Raw genomic sequence first — 17,899 nt, 5'->3', positions numbered from 1 at the left:
TTCGCACACATAGGAGATGGAAGTAATCTCACTTAACGTTTATGATGATGACCGAAGATCGTGATGGAAAACGGTCGAATAAACCGGTCTCATTACCTGTAGGCGTTTATTGTCGTGACGCCATAGCGTCCGTCGCCTGATTACCACTCGGCGACGCTTCCATCATCGTGTCGCCAGACGGGGTTGTGCCAGTCGACGTCGTTCTCGGACTGCTCACGAATGTACGATTCGTCGAGTTCGATCCCGAGCCCCGGTTTCTCCGGAATCGTCACGTACCCCTGTTCGTACTCGAAGACGTCGCTATCCTCGAGGTAATCGAGCACGTCGTTCGTCTCGTTGTAGTGAATGTCGAGGCTCTGTTCTTGAATGAGGGCGTTCGGCGTGCACATATCGACCTGCATGCACGACGCGAGGGCGACCGGTCCAAGGGGGCAGTGTGGGGCCAACGCAACGTCGTACGCTTCTGCCATCGAGGCGATCTTTTTGACCTCGGTGATGCCACCCGCGTGGGACAGATCGGGCTGAATCAGGTCGACGGCCCCGTCCTCGAACACCGACTTGAAATCCCAGCGAGAGAACATTCGTTCGCCGGTCGCGATCGGGATCGTCGTGTGCGAGGCGATTTCTGGAAGTGCGTCGTTGTGTTCGGGGAGGACGGGCTCTTCGACGAACATCGGTTCGTGAGGCTCGAGCGCCTTTACGAGTCGTTTGGCCATCGGTTTGGCGACGCGGCCGTGGAAGTCGACGCCGATGTCGATTTCGGGGCCAACCCGTTCGCGAACTTCTCGGAGCCGATCGACGGCCGATTGTACCGAAGCGGGATCGTCCAGATGCTCGAGTTCGGACGTGGCGTTCATCTTCAAGGCCGTAAAGCCCTGGTCGACTTTTTCCGCCGCTGCCTGACCGACGTCGGACGGCCGGTCGCCGCCGATCCACTGGTAGACGCGATGTTTGTCTCGAGTCGCACCGCCGAGCAGTTCGTAAACTGGGGCATCGTAGTGTTTACCCTTGATATCCCACAGTGCCTGATCGATTCCCGCGATCGCGCTCATTAATATCGGGCCGCCGCGGTAGAACCCGCCGCGATACATCGTTTGCCAGTGGTCTTCGATCGCGAACGGGCTCTCGTTCAACAGGTACGTGTCCATCAGTTCCTCGACTGCCGTCCGAACGGTTTTCGCGCGGCCTTCGACGACCGGTTCGCCCCATCCGACGAGACCGGTGTCCGTTTCGACGCGCAAAAACAACCAGCGTGGCGGGACCTCGAACAGCTCGTAGTCGACGATTTCGGTCATGGGTAAGTGAGTCGTTCTGAAGGTACTAACCACGTCACATGTAGTTGTCGGTCCAACCGGAGACACGTCGAGTGACGCCTTCACAGCCTCACAAAAATGGACTCGAGAGGCGAACGATCGGGGATTCGAAGTGGTGTTCTCGAGAGGAGAACAAATTTATGACGGTAGCAGGCGAAGCCCCTGCTGATGACGGATGAATCGTACACCATCAATGCGACCGAGACGAGTTTTGAGATCCTCGAACTCGTTCGCAGAGAAGGCCCACTGACGACCACCCAGATCGCTACCGAAATCGGACTCGCCAAGAGCGCCGTTCACAAACACCTCCAGACGCTGACGAACCTCCAGTATTTGACTCGAACTGAGTACGAGTACTCTCTGGGATTACGATGTTTTACCCTCGGGATTGCCGCCAGAGAGGTAAAGCGTCTGTTCGAACCCGCGACAACTGAGGTCGACAACCTGGCGAAGGTAACCGGGGAACACGTGAGCACAATCGTCGTCGAAGGCGACACCGGATATTACATCTATTCGCGCACGGGAGAAAATCAACACAGCAAAACCGAACGTGACGGGAAGACAATCGATCCGTACCAGACCGCCGCTGGCCACGCGATCATCAAACGGGACCCGAGCATGGAGTATCTTCCAGAGACGCGGACCCCGTCTCGGACAAAGATCACTCACGAGCAGGGGCTCACGTTTTCGGTCGAGGCCGGGAAAACGGGACAGAACAGCATCGCGATCCCAGTACTCGACCCGGATGACAAACCGCTGGGGGCACTCGAAGTAACTGGGCCAGCCCGTAGAGTCAACGGGAAGCGACTGAAAGAGGACTTCGCGGGGCTCCTGATTAGCGCGGGTTCATCCATAGAAACGCAATTGCAAACGTGACGACGAAACCACGCTCGAAATAGTAACTATTATAGTTGTATACGTTCTTGATTTATTCATCCGCGGGGCCGTGTTAGATGCAAGTCCTACCGTCGTTACATATATATGAATGTAATAGCTACTTCTTTCCCTCATGTTGTTGGTAGCAATTAACATATTGTTCTCGAGGGGAGAACGGTGATAACTCGTTCGTAACGGGATGGACGACCGACGAAATTCATAAACTCCCACTCCAGATGTTGTAGTGAATATTATATAAATAGCATATAGTATTGTGAAATATGATTTATTAGATAATCATACTTCATATCCCATATTCGACAAACTCCAGGTATCTGTTCTAAATAGCCCATCACCCATACGTTCAGTTATATTTAATAAGATTCCCAATATATTATTTATTTTCTATCATCCCAATATGCACATGTATGAATAGATGGTGGTTAAAATCCTATCGAGGCGAATAACGAAAATCGGTTCGTACGACTGGCCTCGTTCGAGGAAGGTGCAAAGAGTCACCACACCGAAACACAAATTTAGTGGACGCATCCACTATGGGAACGGACGCATGACTGGAGATGGACACCCCATATCGATCTCCGCACGAGCACTACCCAGTGGCACGCAAAACCGTTCCCACCGGACGATACGCGACATATTGAGAGCGCATAAGTAGCAATGGCAGAAGTCACAATCTCGGACGCGATCGACGCGTATCTCCGGCGGAAATCCATCGGGGACTCGAACGGTCCGGGCTCTGGAGCCTACGCCTCCAACGCAGAGTCAATCCTTCGACGATGGGCAGCATGGCTCGAGACAGAGCGCGAAACAGCCGCCCTTCGGGCGCTCGACGACACCCACCTGGAGGCCTACGCACAGGAATTAGCGAATCGAACCGAACGAGGAACGTACGCTGCATCAACCGCTCATACGTATTACGCCGTCGTGCGAGCGTTCCTGTCGTGGTGTGTCCGCGGTGGACTGCTCGAGGCGAATCCAGCGACTACCCAGCGTGCACAGGCCGTTCTGCCGGCCGAAAGCGACCACGGGGCAGATCAGTTCTGGACCGACCGTCAGCGCAAAACGCTCGAGCAATACGTCCGGCGAAGAGCCATAGAATCGACACACGAAGACGACGGAGAAAGGTGCAGCCGTCTCCGTGAGTATGCGGTCGTCGCATTGCTGGCACACACTGAGATTCGAGGGTCGGAGCTATTCCGAGTGCCGGACGATACGCGACGCGCCGGTGCGACGTGGGATGACGTCGACTTCTACACCGGGACCATACGAGTACTCGGGAAGTCACAACGTCACGAGGCGGTCCCCCTTCCAGCGCCCGCTCGGACACCGCTTCGCCGATACCGAGTTGCGCTCGACCCGCCGACGAACGAGTGGCCCCTGTTTCCGACGCGCCACGCACCCTCGATCGCGCGTCACGTTCGGTCCGAACTCGCAGAACGCGGCTACGAGGAGAGCGAAATCGACTCGCTGCTCGAGGATTCGACGGCGAAGTCGCTCCTCCGAGAGTACGCTATCACGCCGCCTGCGATTACGACCGAAGGAGTTCGTACGATCCTCAAACGACTCTGTAAAGATGCCGGGATCGATGTCAACGGTGAATACCTCACCCCGAGCGGCGTCGGTCGCGATATAGAGGCCTCCCACCGGCGGGCCGCGACAGCGCCAACGAACTCGCTTCGTGTCTCCTTTCTCGAGCAATCGATCGCACGCCTCGAGGACCACCCACGCATCATCAACATCCCCACATCCGCTTTCTCGCGGGAGAATTGAACGACTATGTTCGATTTCCGGTCGATTCCGTTCAATCCGAAAGAAGCCCTGTTACTGCAGTGATCTACACGAGTAAGAGAACCAGAATCGTCAGGAGTATCGTCAGTACCAGGATGGTAATCCCGATATCCGCTCGCAAGTGAATCGTCGACGGACGACCGCCGTCGGCCGGCTGTCGTTCCTCGAGTTCTACGACCCAGTCGGGCAAGCGATGACAAAACGCATCGACGGCCAACACGGGGTTGTTGCCGATCCAGTAGACGCGGCGAACGAAACCGACTGCGAGCGAGTCGACCGCCCGATACGTTTCCGTGACGGCTACCATCGACCCACGTCCGACGTAGTAGCCAAGCGGGAATACTATCATCGCCGGATCGCCGAGGTCGAGTTTCGAGAGCGGTTTGCGAATCAGAACGAAGCCGACCGCCGAGATTGCAAAGAGAATCGCGGCGTCCTCGAGGTGGCTCGGGCTGTATGGATGGAGCGCCTCCGTCGTCTCACCGACGATAACTGACGTGCCGTCGACGAACGGGAGGAGATCAGTGAAGATCGGCCAACCGAGTTCGGGGAGCCCAAGTGCCAGACAGGCCCCACCGACCGAGAGCATTGCGACAGTTTGGCCCGTCTTGGCGTCTTTGACCTCGCGATCACTTGGACCGTGGAGGAAGACGTAGTAGCCGAGTTTGATGAACGAGAGGAAGGTGCCGACCGCGCCGATGAAAAGCAACCAGTACAGCGCCTGATACTCAGGACCGCCGAAGTAGCCGGACGCAGCATCGAGTACCATTCCTTTGCTAACGAAGCCGCTGAATCCGGGGACGGCGGTAATCGAGAGCGCACCCAAGAGATACCCAATGGCGGTAATCGGCATTTCCTTCCAGAGTCCACCGAGTTTGTAGAGGTCGTTCTCGCCGGTCCGGTAGATTACGACTCCCACCGCCATGAACAGGAGACTCTTGTAGAGTATATTGTTGAACAAGTGACCCATTGCGCCGGCGACGCCGAGCGCGGATCCGATCCCGATTCCGGCGACCATGTAGCCGAGCTGGGCCTGAATGTGATAGGACAGGAGCGCACGCATATCGTGCTGAAGCAACGCAAAGGTGGCCCCGTAAACGGCCATCAATCCGCCCATGTATGCCAGATAGAGGTTTGTCTCGGGGAACGCACGATAGAAGATCAATGCGCTGGTCTTCGTCGTGAACACCGAGAGGAACACCGACGCGGCGAAGTGTGGCTTCGGATACGTATCCGGTAGCCACGTGTGGAAACCAATAAAGGCGACGTTGATACCGATACCGAGCGTCGCGAGTATCGCGGGAATACCGGTCGCGATACCGTCAGCGCCCGCTCCGTAAACGAATTCACCGACCGTAGCATAGTGAGCGGCGACTGCGAACAGGACGAGATTGCCCGCGATACCGTGTGCGATGGCGTACCGATATCCCGAGCGGACGGCGTCGCCGCCGTAATTCCAGACCAACAGCGTGCTCGTCACGGCCATCAGTTCCCACATGAACACCAGCACGAGCCAGTCGCCGGTAAACGCCGTTCCGATAGCCGAAGCGACGTAGGCCAGTGCGAACGCACCCATCACTCGAGAGGCTTCACTCGAGTAGGCGTAGACCACGGCGAACGTACCGAGGAATCCGAGGCCGAGTCCCACGAGTCGACTGAAGTCGTCGACGAAGAACGGCTGGATTTCCGCAAATCCGAGGAACTCGGTCGTGAGGTGGGCACCTTCGGGGACGAAAAACGCAATCGCCGTTACGGCGATAAGACTCAGGGTCCCGACCGCGTAGCCGAGCGTCCGCGGCAGTACCAACATGAGCAGAGCTGCTGCGAGGACGATAAACGGCGGGTACGCGTAGGTGAGCAGTTCAGCTTCGATCATGGGACGGACACACCCGTTACCACATCAACGATTTCACTGGCGAGCTCGAGAAAGATCGCGAGGTCAGGGACGACCCCGAGCACGATCCCGCCGGTCGCGATGACCGCTATCGGGAGGAGCATGAGCCACGTGCTCTCGTCGAAAGGAGAGCGGCGTTCCCAGCCACCCGGCGGGGCTCCGCCGTGGTGGTGGCCGTGGTCGTCATCGTGCGGGGCCGGAGAGTGATCGACGCCATCGGGACTGTCTCGAGTTCCATCAGAGTCACCGCCCGTCGATGGACCGAACGGGACGTCAGCATCGCTCGGATACTGATCGACTGCGAAGCCGTCGTCGGTGTCATCGTCGTTCTCACGGTCGCCCCCGTCCGTGGCGACGTCGTGTTCTGCGTCGGTCCCGACCACTGCGTCTCGTTTTCCGCCCGGCGGGAACTCAAGCAAGGGCTTTGCGTCGTGTCGGTCCTCGCTCTCGAAAAAGGCGGTGTAAACGACGGGCCAGAGGTAAACGATATTGAGAACCCCGGAAATGATGAGCGCGAGCGCAAACGGCCAGTAGCTCGCGTTCATCGCTCCGATGAGCATGTAGAATTTGCTGACGAAACCGGCAGCCAACGGAATTCCGGCCATTCCTGCCGAGCCGACGGCGAAGGCGGTCATCGTCAACGGCATGCGTTTTCCGATACCAGCCATCTCACTGATGTAGTCGGTGTGGGTCTCGACGTGGACCGACCCCGCGCAGAAAAACAGCGTGAGTTTTCCGAACGCGTGGGCGGGGATGTGAAAGAGCGCACCCAGGATCGCGAACGGATGAAGCATCGAGAGCCCGAGAACGATGTACGACAGCTGTGCCGTCGTCGAATACGCGAGCCGTCGTTTGAGGTGATCTTTCCGAAGCGCGATGATGCTCGCTGCGAGCAACGTGAACGTCGCCAGTATCGCGACAGGAATGTTCAATCCGACCTCGCCCACACCCGGCACCGAGAGCGGCAGATCACGAATCGTCTCGACGCCGTAGACCTCGAGGATCACGCGCGCGATACCGAATGCGCCGGACTTGACGACCGCGACCGCGTGGAGCAATCCTGAGACGGGCGTCGGCGCGACCATCGCATCCGCGAGCCATGAGTGAAGCGGCATTATCGCTGCTTTGACACCGAAGCCGGCGATCAAGAGGAAAAACGCCGCCTGTGCGTACACCTTGGCGCTGTCGTCACTCGCTGCGCTGGCGACGGCGTCCATGCCGCCCGACTGGAACGCGACGGTCGGATCGCCGACGCCGCTCGTGAGCCAGTAGATCATCACGGTCCCGGCCAAGAGGCAGACGCCGCCACCGAAGAAGGTGTAAGCGAGGTACTTCCGCCCCGCGATTCGAGCCTCTGCATCGCCGTTGTGAGCGACCAGCGGGTAGGTGACCAGCGAGAGCAGTTCGTAGAAGACGAAGATCGTCACCAGATTCGCCGAGAAGGCGATTCCGACCGCGGCCGAGAGACTCGCCGCGAACGCCGCGAAAAACCTCGTCTGGGAGTGTTCGTCGAGCCCACGCATGTAGCCGGTCGCGTAGAACGACGTGAATATCCACAGGAAACTCGCGAGCAGCGCAAACAGCATCCCGAGCGGGTCCGCCTCGAGCGCGAAGTCGATTCCGTCGATGAACTCCACACCGGTTGCGTCTGCGAGGCTCCACTCGTACGTGTCACCCGAGAGGACCCCGGGGAGCATGCTCAGGACAATTCCGAATTTCGCGAGTGCAGCCACGACGGACCAGCCCTCGCGAACGTTCGGGTACCGATACGACGCGATAATCAACACCACCGCGATCGCCGAGACCAGAACGGCCGCGAGCGGACGGATGGACGTAATCGGATCAGCCATCAGTTAAACACCTCTTCAGCGAACGGTTCGAGCAGTTCGAACAACGCACCGCCGGCAAAGCCGAAGCCGACGGCGATACCTGCAAGTCCAACGACGAAGACGATCATCCCGATCGAGACCGCGTCGGGCGTGGCGCTCGCCCGGCCGTCGTTCCCGCCATCTGTCGCCATCTGGGACGCGGCCGGGTTCCCGTCCGATCGATGCGGTCCCGAATCGGCTGCGGGAGTAAAGTACATCTTCTCGAGCAGTCGAGCGGCGTAGGCGAGCGTGAACATCGTGCTGAGGAAAATGACCGCCGCTACCGGCCAGGCCTGTGCCTCGACCGCGCCGAGGGCGATGTACCACTTCCCGACGAAACCGGCGGACGGCGGAATGCCGACGAGCGCGACGAGTAACACGGCCATCCCGGCAGCCGAGACCGGTCTATTCTTCGCCAGCCCGGCGTACTCGTTGACCGTTCGTGCACCGTAGCCCAGCGAAACAACGGCCGCAGCAGCAAACAGGCCTGCCTTCATCACGCCGTGGCCGACCAGGTGGATGATTGCCCCCGTAAACGCCGTCTCGGTCACGACCCCGTAGGCGGCGATGACGAGACCGAATTGCGAGACAGACGAGTATGCGAGCATCCGCTTTACGTCCTGTTGGATCACAGCGAGTGTACTTCCCGCGATAACACTGATCGAGCCGACTGTGACGAGTATTTCTTTGACGTAGGGCGTCTGGATCAGGAATTCGGGTCCGAATACGTCGAACAGAATTCGCCCGAGCGCGTACGCAGAGACTGTCGAAACGAGTGCCGCAATAAGCGGCGTCACTCCATCGGGAGCGTGCTGGTAGGCATCGGGTTGCCAGGTGTGTAACGGCCACTGAGCGACCTTGATCGAAAAGCCGACGAATATGAACGCGAAGGCGGTTCGAACCAGACTCAACTGTTGTTGATCCAACCCGCTGCCCTGGAGGAGGTCGGCCAACTCGACCATGTTCAACGTCCCCGTGGCCATAAACAGGAAGGCGACGCCGATCAGGTACATCGATGCGCCGGTCGTCCCGAGAATCAGGTACTTCAGCGCCGCGACAGCCGATTCGGGACCGTCGCCGCTCGAAATCAACGCGTACGTGCCGAGCCCGACGATCTCGAGGAAGACGAACATGTTGAATACGTCGCCGGTGAGTGCGAGGCCGAGCAAGCCACCCGTCAAGAGAAGATAGCCGCTATAGAAGACGTTGCCACGGGGACCGCCGAGGCGAGTGAGAGCCAGTACGGCCGCTGCGATCGTCGTGACCAAGAGCACGATGAGCATCGAGAGCGGATCGGCGACGAGTTCGATCCCGTACTGGGGAGGAAAATCCCCGAGTTGGTGGGTGACGGAGGAATTGTCCCCGTAAACGACCGACGCGAGATATACGCTCGCGGCGAAGAGGCCAGTCGTCGTAACCGCGGCGATCGACCATCCGGTTCGTTGGTATCGAAGGCCGAGCGCGATCGGCGCGATCGCCGCCATGATCGGAACCGCGATGAGCAACACCGGTATGAGATCGACGTTACTCATCGGAGCGCACCTCCTGGAGAGTGTCTTCCCGGAGCGTACCGTACTCCGAATAGATTCGGATGATCAACGCGAGTCCGACCGCGGTGAGTGCGATTCCGACCACAATCGCCGTGAGGACGATCACCTGCGGAAGCGGACTCGCAACGAGAAGATCTCCTTCCGTCGGATGGGCGGGAACGATCGGCGATGACCCGCCGTCGACGTACGCCATCGAGACGAAAAAGAGGAAGATCGACGACTGAAAGAGGTTGACGCCGATCAGTTTGTTGACGAGGTTTTCGTTTGCGATCATCATGTAGAGCCCGATACCGAGCAATACGAACATGAGAGCGTACGCATAGCGTGAAGCGAGTATCTCAATCATCGTCAGTCACCTCCTGTGAGTTCTCAGTCTTTCGTTGCGGTGTAAATCCCGCTGCCATCGCAAAGAACAGCGTGATCACCACGCCGCCGACGATCAGGGTGATTCCGCCGATTTCGATGGCTTCCATCGACCACTTTCCGCCATCGGGAACGCCGAGTGCGCTCTCGAAGCGAACGTACTCGAGGAAGTCCCCCCCAAGCAACATCGTCGTGAGGCCGATTCCGACGAAAATCGCAACGCCACCGGTGACCAACCCGACGATGGCCGAATTACTGAGCCACTGTCTGGTCGGTTCGATGCCGAATGCGAACGCAATCATCAGGATCGTCACGCCGATGATCGCACCGCCCTGAAATCCGCCGCCGGGGCTATCTGCGCCGTGTAACGCCATGAACATCCCGTACGTAAGCGTAAAGGGAGCGATGATTTTGACCGACGTTAAGATGACCTGACTCTCCGTGTAAGTATCGTTGGGACGCTCCGCCATCAGACGAACACCTCGCGTTTGAGGACCATCAAGACGGCAATACCGGCCGAGAAGACGACGACCGCCTCACCGAACGTATCGAATCCACGATACGCGGCGAGTACGGCCGTAACGGTGTTTTCAGCGCCGGTATCCTTGTAGGCGTTCTCGATATAGTACTGTGAAACGGCGTCGTTAGCCCACGCGGGGGCCTCCTCGTACCCGACCGGATACATTTCGGGCAAGACCGTGACCAGCAAGACGAGGACGAATGCGCCAACCACGAACACAGCGGGGACGTTGAGTCGTTCGAACAGTTGATCGGTCGGCGGCCGCGACGTTCGCGTGATCGTCAATAGCAGTAAGATCGTCGTCACACCGGCGCCGATTGCCGCCTCGGTCATCGCAACATCGGGCGCGAACAGGACCGTGTACAAAATCGCCATGCCGAGGCTGTACGCACCGAAGACGATGATCGTAGAGAGGACATCCCGGAACAACGCCGTTGCGACGGCGGTTGCGAGGATGAAGGCGGCCAGCGTATAGGCAATGACACTCATTGCTCATCACCGTCGTTCGACTCCTCGGACGACTCCCACGGCGTCACACCCGTTTCGGCGGCAGATCGGGCGATCGCATGTGCCGCAGTCGGATTCGTGATGAACACGAAAAACAACAGCAAGACTGTGTACGCCGTCGAATCTTGCCAGCCCAACGCCAGCGCAACAGCGGCGAGGCTCAATCCGGCTCCCAGCGTGTCGGCTTGGGAAGCCGTGTGAGCCCGTGCGAACAGATCCGGCAATCGAAGTACCCCCACTGTCGAAACGAACGTAAAGAATACGCCAAGAGCTAACAGGACGACAATGACCACTAGCCGCAGGTTCTCGAGCAACGCTGGGATCGTGCTCACAGGACACCACCCCGTTCGACAGTGAACTTCGAGATGGCAATCGCCATCAGGAAGTTGAGCAGAGCGTATATCAGTGCGATATCGAGGAACCACTGCTGGTCGAGTCCGACCGCGAGAAGAGCGAGAATAACCACCGTGTTCGTCCCGAGGACGTTCACAGCCAGCAATCGATCCTGCGTCGTCGGACCAACGATTGCGCGGTAGAAGATCGCGATCGCGAGAACGACGAAAAGCGCCGCGCTCGTGAGGAAGATCGTACCCACGAACTCGCCACTCACAGCTCATCACCGCCGACTATTTCGGCGTCGCCGCGTTCTTCGGGAGTCGGAATCGACGCGGAATCTCGCCCGTAGAAGACGAACCGGACTGCGCGCTCGAGACTCCCGCCGAAGAGGTCCTCGCGAGCACTCGGAATGAGCGTGTGGACGATCAACCGTTGATCGTTCGCTCGTACCGTGAGTGTCCCGGGTGTGAGCGTGATACTGTTCGCAAGCGCGAGCAGCGGGAGTCCGCCCCCAACCCGAGCCTCGAGGCGCGTGACCGTCGGTTCGATCGGCATCGACGGTCGCAAGATGACGACCGAAATCGCCAGATTCGCTTTGACGATCTCGTAGGCGAGATACGGCACGTAAAGCACGAATCGGACCGTTCGAAGCGGCGACTGTATCCGATCGGGCGCGACGGTAAACGTGATACTCGAGAGGGAAACTGCAACGATTCCGGCGACTGCCGCACCCGTGACGAGATCGAACCAGTAGGTCGGGTCGCCGAGAACGAGATAGAAGGCGTACGAGATCCAAAAGAGCGCGAACATCCGATCAAAGCTCTCCTGAACGACGAGGCGCGCGTGTTGGGCGGGTCGATCGACCGGCGCTTCGTCGTACTCGAGCCCGACGTTCGAGAGTTCACGCTCGAGGGGCTGGAGCATCGGTGCGGTCACGCCGGGTCGGTACTCCGGATCGAGAACAATGCAATCGAGACCATGTTCGTCCGCGTACGCCACGAACGCCTCGGCAAACTGCCGCGGCCCGAACAGGTACTCAGTCGATCCGAGGATACTAGTTTCGACCGAGACGGTGGCACTCCCGGCGTCTTCGTGAACCCAGCTAGTTGCACGCTCGAGGAGCTGTTCGGCCTCCTCGATACTCGATTCGCCCGTCGGGTCGGTCCCATCCTGAGGGAGTGCGACCACCAGATGACAAACGAGTTCGTCGCTGTCCTCGAGGGCGGATTGGACGGCGTACCCGACCGTCTGCCGGACTGTGACGGTGTCCGATAGCGGGACGAGTATCTGGTTAGTCGCCACGAGACGTGCCTCCAGAATACCGTCGTTCAGTTGTCATGGCGTTACTGTTGTTACTCGACCCAAGCGTAACCGGTAGGAAAACTATTTCGTTATGCAACGGATCCAAAGACGGCGTGGTGGAACGACAAGGTCAGACTCAACGATCCGCATCGAAATGGCGGTTTATTCAAAGGCTGGTATTCGACGGGCAATCGATGAGAAATAGGCACAAAACGGGATCGAAAAACGTCGTTCGGAAACAGGACGGCGTAAACGGCTCCGATGTGTACCGGTAACTGCAATTAGTAAGCACGACTCAGAGAGATCACGAACAGGCGCTCGGTTCGCTCGAGGAGCTTTCTACCCGTTCTGGTACGACGAATGCACGAGCAGTAATCTAGTGAACGAGTATCTTCGAGAGCTTTACTTGTCCTGCGGTCGCACCGATACGCATGAGCATCTACTCGAGGATTCGGCCGCTGGCGTTCAAACTCCCGGCCGAAACGGCCCACGAACTCGGGAAAGGACTGCTCCGGGCGGCACAGTCGACCCGACCGACGAAAGCCGGGCTGGCCGCCGCATACCGGTACGAAAACCCGGCTCTCGAAATCGAACGGTTCGGCACGAAATTTCCGAATCCGGTCGGTGTCGCCGCAGGATTCGACAAGAACGCCGAGGTAACGCACGCACTTTCGGCGCTGGGCTTTGGATTCGTCGAGATCGGTACCGTGACGCCGTATTTCCAGCAGGGTAATCGACGCCCGCGCCTGTTCCGTCTTCGCGAGGACGAGGCGATGGTCAACCGAATGGGGTTCAACGGCTACGGAATGGACCACGTCAAAGAGCAACTCCAGCGCGACGGCCTCCCGTCGGTTCCGCTCGGGATCAACATCGGCAAGATGAACACCTCGAGTCAGCAGGAGGCGATCGAAGATTACCGGCGCGTCTTCGACCGTCTGTCCCCGTTCGCCGACTACGTCGTCGTCAACGTCTCCTGTCCGAACACGCCCGAGGAGTTCGACGAGTCCTCGCCAGCGCATCTCCGGACGATTTTCGAGACGATCGAAGCCGAAAACGACCGCGACGTGCCGATCCTCGTCAAAATCGGTCCCGACTCCCCGACCGACTCGATACTCGAACTCGTCGACATCCTCGAGGAGTTCGACCTCGACGGCATCATCGCAACGAATACGACGACCGCCAGAGACGGACTCGAGTCGCCGAACAAAGCGGAGTGGGGCGGGTTGAGCGGTGCCCCGCTCGAGGATCGCTCGACGGAAGTCATCCGAACGATCGCCGGTCATACCGACGTGCCGATCATCGGCGTCGGCGGCGTGGACTCAGCAGAGAGCGCCTACGAGAAAATCAGAGCGGGAGCCTCGTTGGTCCAGCTATACACCGGATTCGTCTACAACGGACCGTCGACTGCCAGAGAGATCAATCGGGGCCTCGTCCAACTGCTCACGCGCGACGGTTTTCGATCGGTCGAGGACGCCATCGGTGCGGATCTCGAGTGACGGACCTGTTTGCAGCGGGAGAGTCCACTCTCAGATAAAGACAAGGAGAAGGGTAGAACAACAGCCATTAGAGAAGTTAGATTGGGATGACAAAGTGGAGGAGACTATGAATCACGTTGGGAAAGATACAGTCCGCCAGCGAAGCAAACTACCGCTACGAACAAGAGTCCCCCACTCAAAACGTTTTCAGCCAATCCAGACATTCCAGGATCCGCCACTATGCCAAGACTATTTTGAAACACGACCAATTGGATAACGAGAGCGAACCCTCCCAGTGTTAGTAACAACCGTCCGTTGTTTGTGCTTTGAATCTGGTTCATAGTACATCACTTTTTATCGAAAGATAAAGATATAGGGGCAAGTGAGCAGTTCACGTTATCCCTCGTTTGTAGTTATTCAAGTTTACAGCATTGACAATCACTTCTAGCCTCTACAGGTGGTTCATCACGTATCAAAGGGAGACTAGCCATTGTTAACAGAAATGAATCTCCCAATAGTGGGCCGGAGCAAGTTTTCGACAAATCCGAAAAAGAGAGCGATAGCTAGTGGAAGAACCCAGAGAGTGAGCACCAGTTCGAACATCGTTATGGTGGCGCTTGCGCTGGCGGAACGAGCGGAGTCGATCATATTCGGCCACGAAGTGACGAGGAGGAACAGATAGCCTCCGAGGGCGACGAGAACCGGCGTACGGAGTTGGTATTGCACCCACGCGAGGGCTGGAATCGCTCCGAGAAGGACGGACCCCGCGAGTAGCCACCCGAGTTTCAGGTTCCCATAAGCGAGTCCGGCGTCGTACTCGAAACCGGCCAGATAAATGTGGACGGCAAACGTACAGATACAGAGGGCGAGCCCGACAACTCCCGATACTGCGACCGACTTCGAACGGTGGAGGGACTGGCTCATACGAGTACTATATAATGCAAACGCAATGAAGTTTTCTCGTGAATCCGCCTCGAAACCCGCCACCTACAATTTGTGTCGAAACGCTCGCAACGCGTTCGTGCCGGTTTCGGTCAGGGAAACTTGCTTTGACCGGCCGACTGACTCGACCTGCACGTAGCCGTTCTCGACCAGCGGCGTGATGATGCGATTGTTCAGGAGTGCGAATTTCGCTTTGTCGTTCGCGGGCGTCGATTTCGTCATGAAGTCGAGTTCGGCTTCTTCGGCGAAGGTGATCAGATCGCTCTTTTTGGGCGTGTATGCCGGGTCATCAGTTTCGTCGATGTAGTTCAGTACCCGCACCTGATCTTCAGTCGGCGTTTCGATGGGGTAAGAGGGAAGCTGTTCGGCCAGACGCATTCCCTGCGTTCGCGGCGTTTCGTCGATCGGATGCGACCGTGATTCGGGATGGACGTGATAGCCGCTCGCATCCGCAGCCATACACGCCAGCGCTGCGCCGATGGCGGCCAGCTTCGGTCCGCTCGAGACGTTGACTCGAACGATGTCGTCGTCGTAACTGGCCGCGATGGTCGTGATCTCGCCAAGAACGTCGTACATGTCGCCGAGGTCGATCTCCCGAAAGTGCACGGCGACGCCGTGGTCTGTGAGCGTCTGCTCGAGTTCTCTGTGATAATCCAGGCGCTCTTGATGTCTGTCGCGGAGCAAGTACAATATATCGGCATTGTACTCGAGAACGGGGTCTTTGATTCGGTCGAATTCGTATCCGAGCGGGGCGATATGCACTTCGACGATCGACCTGAGTTCGGTATCGGATGTCATTATAGATAGTATTGAAAGTAGTAATACTATAATTGTATCGTTTGTATCGATAGTAATAGGATAGAATTGAACATATCCCCCGCAGTACGATAAGCTGTCATGCAGACGATGGAAACACAGGAACCGGATATCGAAATCGAAGCCACCCTCTCGCTGTGTAGCGACGAATACGCCATGGAAATCCTCGAGGCGCTCAAACGGGGACCGTCGACAGCAGCCCAACTACGCGAGTGCTGTGACGGGTCGAGGGTGACGATCTATCGACGGCTCAACAGCCTCGAGGATGCAGGTCTCATCGGCTCTCGGGTGAAACTGCAGTGTGATGGCAATCACTGCAAACTGTACTACCCCGTCGTCGACCGGATAACGATCGCGATTACCGACGACGGGTTCGACACCGAGGTTCACTGCCTGGAAGAAACCTCGCCCGATTCGTCGTGAAGTGATCGTTGACTCACACTCCCGCTGGGGATCGGGCAACGGGCGAATCACACGCCGTTCGGTGGCGCCTCGATTGGAAAGCGAACTAGTGAAAGTCCCAGAGGAGTTCCGCTGACGCTTTCCGCTTTTGGTACTGGGTCCGGGCCCACGATACCGCGTTCGGAGCGGCGTTGTAAATCACGCCTTCGAAGCCAGTCGAACTGTAAACGGTTATTCCCGCATATTCACTGTCTGGAAGTTCGAGAATCCATATCGCGAACGAGTCGTTCAGATCCGTCAAAAGTAGCGTTCCCTCCCCCCGTTTCATGAGTTCTCGTAACGCCTCGACCTGGGCCGAATCGAGCGAATCGAACACCGTTTCGTCTATGACGAGTTCACAGATGAGGCCGCGATTCTCGACGGATCGAGAGATATCGTCGAAGAATCTCTGAAAAACTGCCGGACCAGTCCCATACAACGTCTCTGCATCGGTAATGAGTTCTCTGCTCTGATCGAGGACCTTCCATGGCCGTCTCGGATCGGCAACGTTGACAGTCGCCCCGCGGAGGAACTCGAGCGAGATCGATTCGATATCGACTCCATCCAAAACGGGGTCGACAGCCTGAATCTGGTCGATAGTTGCTTCGTACTGGAGTCGAGCCTCGAGTGCCAGCCGACCCGTATCTGTCAGTTGAAACCGGGATTCAACCTTCTCTACGCAGCCGCGTTCGATGAGATCGGCGATTCCCCGGTCGACGGTCGATCGAGAGATCGACATGCAGTCGACGATTTCTGGCTTGGTAGACGGATTGTCGACCAGCGTCTCGAGTAAATCCTGACGCTGCCGGAGTACCCGTTCCATTGTATCTTCGACCACTGACGTTGGTCGTAGCGTTCTCGGGGGACTCGTATATATCCCGTGGCCATCGTTCTAAAACTGAAACGGAGTGTCTGATCGAACCGTTCGAATCGGTAGGAGCGTCGCAGTCCCGACATGTCGGCGTCGACTGAGATAGTTCGCGATCGGGCGTCAGAACTGGAACAGACTTGTGTTCGGGTGACATTAATGCCGGGACCGAGGAGTAAACGACCACGGGTCGGGTGATCCGTGGCTTTTCTTGTTCCCTCAGCCTACGTCTTAGATTTTGTCGTTCTCGCCGTTTTCGTTGCCAGCACCGGATTGAGTCGTCCGCTCCAATTCTGCGGGTCGATCGACCCCAGACGTGTCGGGTCTCGAATCTGTTTGCGCATCGGCCTCCGATACGGATTCCGACATACGGTCGTTCGTGTCGAGTTGGTCATCTCTGCCGAGGGTTCTTTTGAGTCGGCTCTCGTACGCCTCGAGATCGATTCCGAAGTCTTCTGAGAGAGACCACCGGCCAACGAGTTGGTCGGACGCTTTCACAGTGACGAGTGCCAACACGATCCCCCCGGCGACATCGATCGCCCAGTGGATGCCGAGATACATCGTCGAAATGGCGACGCTCACCGCCAGTGGGACTGAGACGACGAACCAGATCGGGTACGACCGCCTGGTTCGGTACGCAAACAGCGCGATAGTCGCGGAAAGAGACGTGTGCAACGACGGGAAGACGTTAGTGTTGTGGTTTACTTCGCTGGTGAGCGACTGGTATTGCGGATTGAAGTCGTACAGCGCGGTTTCGATCATCTCCGGCATTAGGTTTCGAGGCCCGTACGCGACCACGAGCAAGTAGATGACGAGTCCGATAACGTAGTTCAGTGCGTACGCTGACAACAGTTTCCTGAGCGGGTATGTGTCCGACAGCGCGAAATACGCGATCACTGGGAAAATCAGCATGAAAGCGTACCCGTAGATATAAATGAACGAGAAGTACTGCGTAAGCGCTGGGCTAGCGAACGCTTGGAACCAGACGACCGCCTCACCTTCGATGGCATAGAATACCG

The 17,899-nt window shown here is 57.8% G+C and carries 18 protein-coding genes; 4 read left to right on the top strand and 14 right to left on the bottom strand.

The window, feature by feature from the left end:
- Positions 1-140 precede the first annotated feature (140 nt).
- The gene (dgoD, locus tag HALLA_RS18665) at positions 141-1,295 is read right to left on the bottom strand and encodes a galactonate dehydratase (RefSeq protein WP_049955016.1); all 1,155 of its coding nucleotides are present in this window, start codon (positions 1,293-1,295) and stop codon (positions 141-143) included.
- A gap of 186 nt (positions 1,296-1,481) precedes the next feature.
- Between dgoD and HALLA_RS18660 the strand changes: the two genes are divergently transcribed.
- Positions 1,482-2,189, top strand: coding sequence for an IclR family transcriptional regulator (locus HALLA_RS18660; RefSeq protein ID WP_049955015.1), 708 nt, complete (start codon positions 1,482-1,484; stop codon positions 2,187-2,189).
- Between the two features lie 678 nt (positions 2,190-2,867).
- Positions 2,868-3,980: a tyrosine-type recombinase/integrase gene (locus HALLA_RS18655; protein WP_049955014.1), complete on the top strand. Its 1,113-nt coding sequence runs from the start codon at positions 2,868-2,870 to the stop codon at positions 3,978-3,980.
- A 64-nt stretch (positions 3,981-4,044) separates the two neighbouring features.
- On the opposite strand, the gene HALLA_RS18650 is transcribed toward HALLA_RS18655, so the two are convergent.
- The 9 genes from HALLA_RS18650 to HALLA_RS18610 are packed head-to-tail and all read right to left on the bottom strand — an operon-like array spanning position 4,045 to position 12,338.
- A complete protein-coding gene (locus HALLA_RS18650) occupies positions 4,045-5,874 on the bottom strand; it encodes a Na(+)/H(+) antiporter subunit D (protein WP_049955013.1) in 1,830 nt (609 codons plus the stop codon).
- The gene (locus HALLA_RS18645) at positions 5,871-7,742 is read right to left on the bottom strand and encodes a proton-conducting transporter transmembrane domain-containing protein (RefSeq protein WP_049955012.1); all 1,872 of its coding nucleotides are present in this window, start codon (positions 7,740-7,742) and stop codon (positions 5,871-5,873) included. The genes HALLA_RS18650 and HALLA_RS18645 overlap by 4 nt, the downstream gene beginning before the upstream one ends.
- On the bottom strand, positions 7,742-9,292 hold the full coding sequence (locus HALLA_RS18640) for a proton-conducting transporter transmembrane domain-containing protein (protein ID WP_049955011.1): 1,551 nt from the start codon (positions 9,290-9,292) through the stop codon (positions 7,742-7,744). The genes HALLA_RS18645 and HALLA_RS18640 overlap by 1 nt, the downstream gene beginning before the upstream one ends.
- Positions 9,285-9,656 carry a cation:proton antiporter subunit C gene (locus HALLA_RS18635; RefSeq protein WP_049955010.1) on the bottom strand — a complete coding sequence of 124 codons (372 nt, stop codon included), beginning with the start codon at positions 9,654-9,656 and terminating at the stop codon, positions 9,285-9,287. Before HALLA_RS18635 ends, HALLA_RS18640 begins: the two co-directional genes overlap by 8 nt.
- Complete coding sequence (locus tag HALLA_RS18630; RefSeq protein WP_049955009.1) at positions 9,649-10,143, bottom strand: MnhB domain-containing protein; 495 nt, start codon at positions 10,141-10,143, stop codon at positions 9,649-9,651. Before HALLA_RS18630 ends, HALLA_RS18635 begins: the two co-directional genes overlap by 8 nt.
- Positions 10,143-10,682, bottom strand: a complete 540-nt coding sequence (locus tag HALLA_RS18625; RefSeq protein WP_049955008.1) for a DUF4040 domain-containing protein — start codon at positions 10,680-10,682, stop codon at positions 10,143-10,145. Before HALLA_RS18625 ends, HALLA_RS18630 begins: the two co-directional genes overlap by 1 nt.
- Positions 10,679-11,014, bottom strand: a complete 336-nt coding sequence (mnhG, locus tag HALLA_RS18620) for a monovalent cation/H(+) antiporter subunit G (protein ID WP_049955112.1) — start codon at positions 11,012-11,014, stop codon at positions 10,679-10,681. Before mnhG ends, HALLA_RS18625 begins: the two co-directional genes overlap by 4 nt.
- Before the next feature lie 14 nt (positions 11,015-11,028).
- A complete protein-coding gene (locus HALLA_RS18615) occupies positions 11,029-11,310 on the bottom strand; it encodes a cation:proton antiporter (protein WP_049955007.1) in 282 nt (93 codons plus the stop codon).
- The gene (locus tag HALLA_RS18610) at positions 11,307-12,338 is read right to left on the bottom strand and encodes a monovalent cation/H+ antiporter subunit E (protein WP_049955006.1); all 1,032 of its coding nucleotides are present in this window, start codon (positions 12,336-12,338) and stop codon (positions 11,307-11,309) included. The genes HALLA_RS18615 and HALLA_RS18610 overlap by 4 nt, the downstream gene beginning before the upstream one ends.
- A gap of 431 nt (positions 12,339-12,769) precedes the next feature.
- Here HALLA_RS18610 and HALLA_RS18605 point away from each other — a divergent pair, with 431 nt between their 5' ends.
- Complete coding sequence (locus HALLA_RS18605) at positions 12,770-13,834, top strand: quinone-dependent dihydroorotate dehydrogenase (RefSeq protein ID WP_049955005.1); 1,065 nt, start codon at positions 12,770-12,772, stop codon at positions 13,832-13,834.
- 462 nt (positions 13,835-14,296) lie between these two features.
- Here HALLA_RS18605 and HALLA_RS18600 read toward each other — a convergent pair whose 3' ends face one another.
- Both HALLA_RS18600 and HALLA_RS18595 read right to left on the bottom strand, forming a co-directional pair.
- Positions 14,297-14,737 carry a hypothetical protein gene (locus HALLA_RS18600; RefSeq protein ID WP_157231441.1) on the bottom strand — a complete coding sequence of 147 codons (441 nt, stop codon included), beginning with the start codon at positions 14,735-14,737 and terminating at the stop codon, positions 14,297-14,299.
- A gap of 63 nt (positions 14,738-14,800) precedes the next feature.
- The gene (locus HALLA_RS18595; protein WP_049955003.1) at positions 14,801-15,553 is read right to left on the bottom strand and encodes an HFX_2341 family transcriptional regulator domain-containing protein; all 753 of its coding nucleotides are present in this window, start codon (positions 15,551-15,553) and stop codon (positions 14,801-14,803) included.
- A 108-nt stretch (positions 15,554-15,661) separates the two neighbouring features.
- Here HALLA_RS18595 and HALLA_RS18590 point away from each other — a divergent pair, with 108 nt between their 5' ends.
- Positions 15,662-15,994: an ArsR/SmtB family transcription factor gene (locus tag HALLA_RS18590; RefSeq protein WP_242406259.1), complete on the top strand. Its 333-nt coding sequence runs from the start codon at positions 15,662-15,664 to the stop codon at positions 15,992-15,994.
- An 85-nt stretch (positions 15,995-16,079) separates the two neighbouring features.
- Here HALLA_RS18590 and HALLA_RS18585 read toward each other — a convergent pair whose 3' ends face one another.
- Together HALLA_RS18585 and HALLA_RS18580 are read right to left on the bottom strand one after the other, a co-directional pair.
- Entirely contained in the window at positions 16,080-16,835 is a 756-nt protein-coding gene (locus tag HALLA_RS18585) for a helix-turn-helix transcriptional regulator (protein WP_049955001.1), read from the bottom strand.
- A gap of 276 nt (positions 16,836-17,111) precedes the next feature.
- Positions 17,112-17,792, bottom strand: coding sequence for a phosphatase PAP2 family protein (locus tag HALLA_RS18580; RefSeq protein ID WP_394298881.1), 681 nt, complete (start codon positions 17,790-17,792; stop codon positions 17,112-17,114).
- Positions 17,793-17,899: the final 107 nt, after the last annotated feature.

It is taken from the genome of Halostagnicola larsenii XH-48 (genome assembly GCF_000517625.1).
In the GTDB taxonomy this organism is placed as follows: Archaea; Halobacteriota; Halobacteria; order Halobacteriales; family Natrialbaceae; genus Halostagnicola; species Halostagnicola larsenii.
Note: the sequence above shows the minus strand (reverse complement) of the source record. Positions and strands in the feature narration are given on the sequence as shown.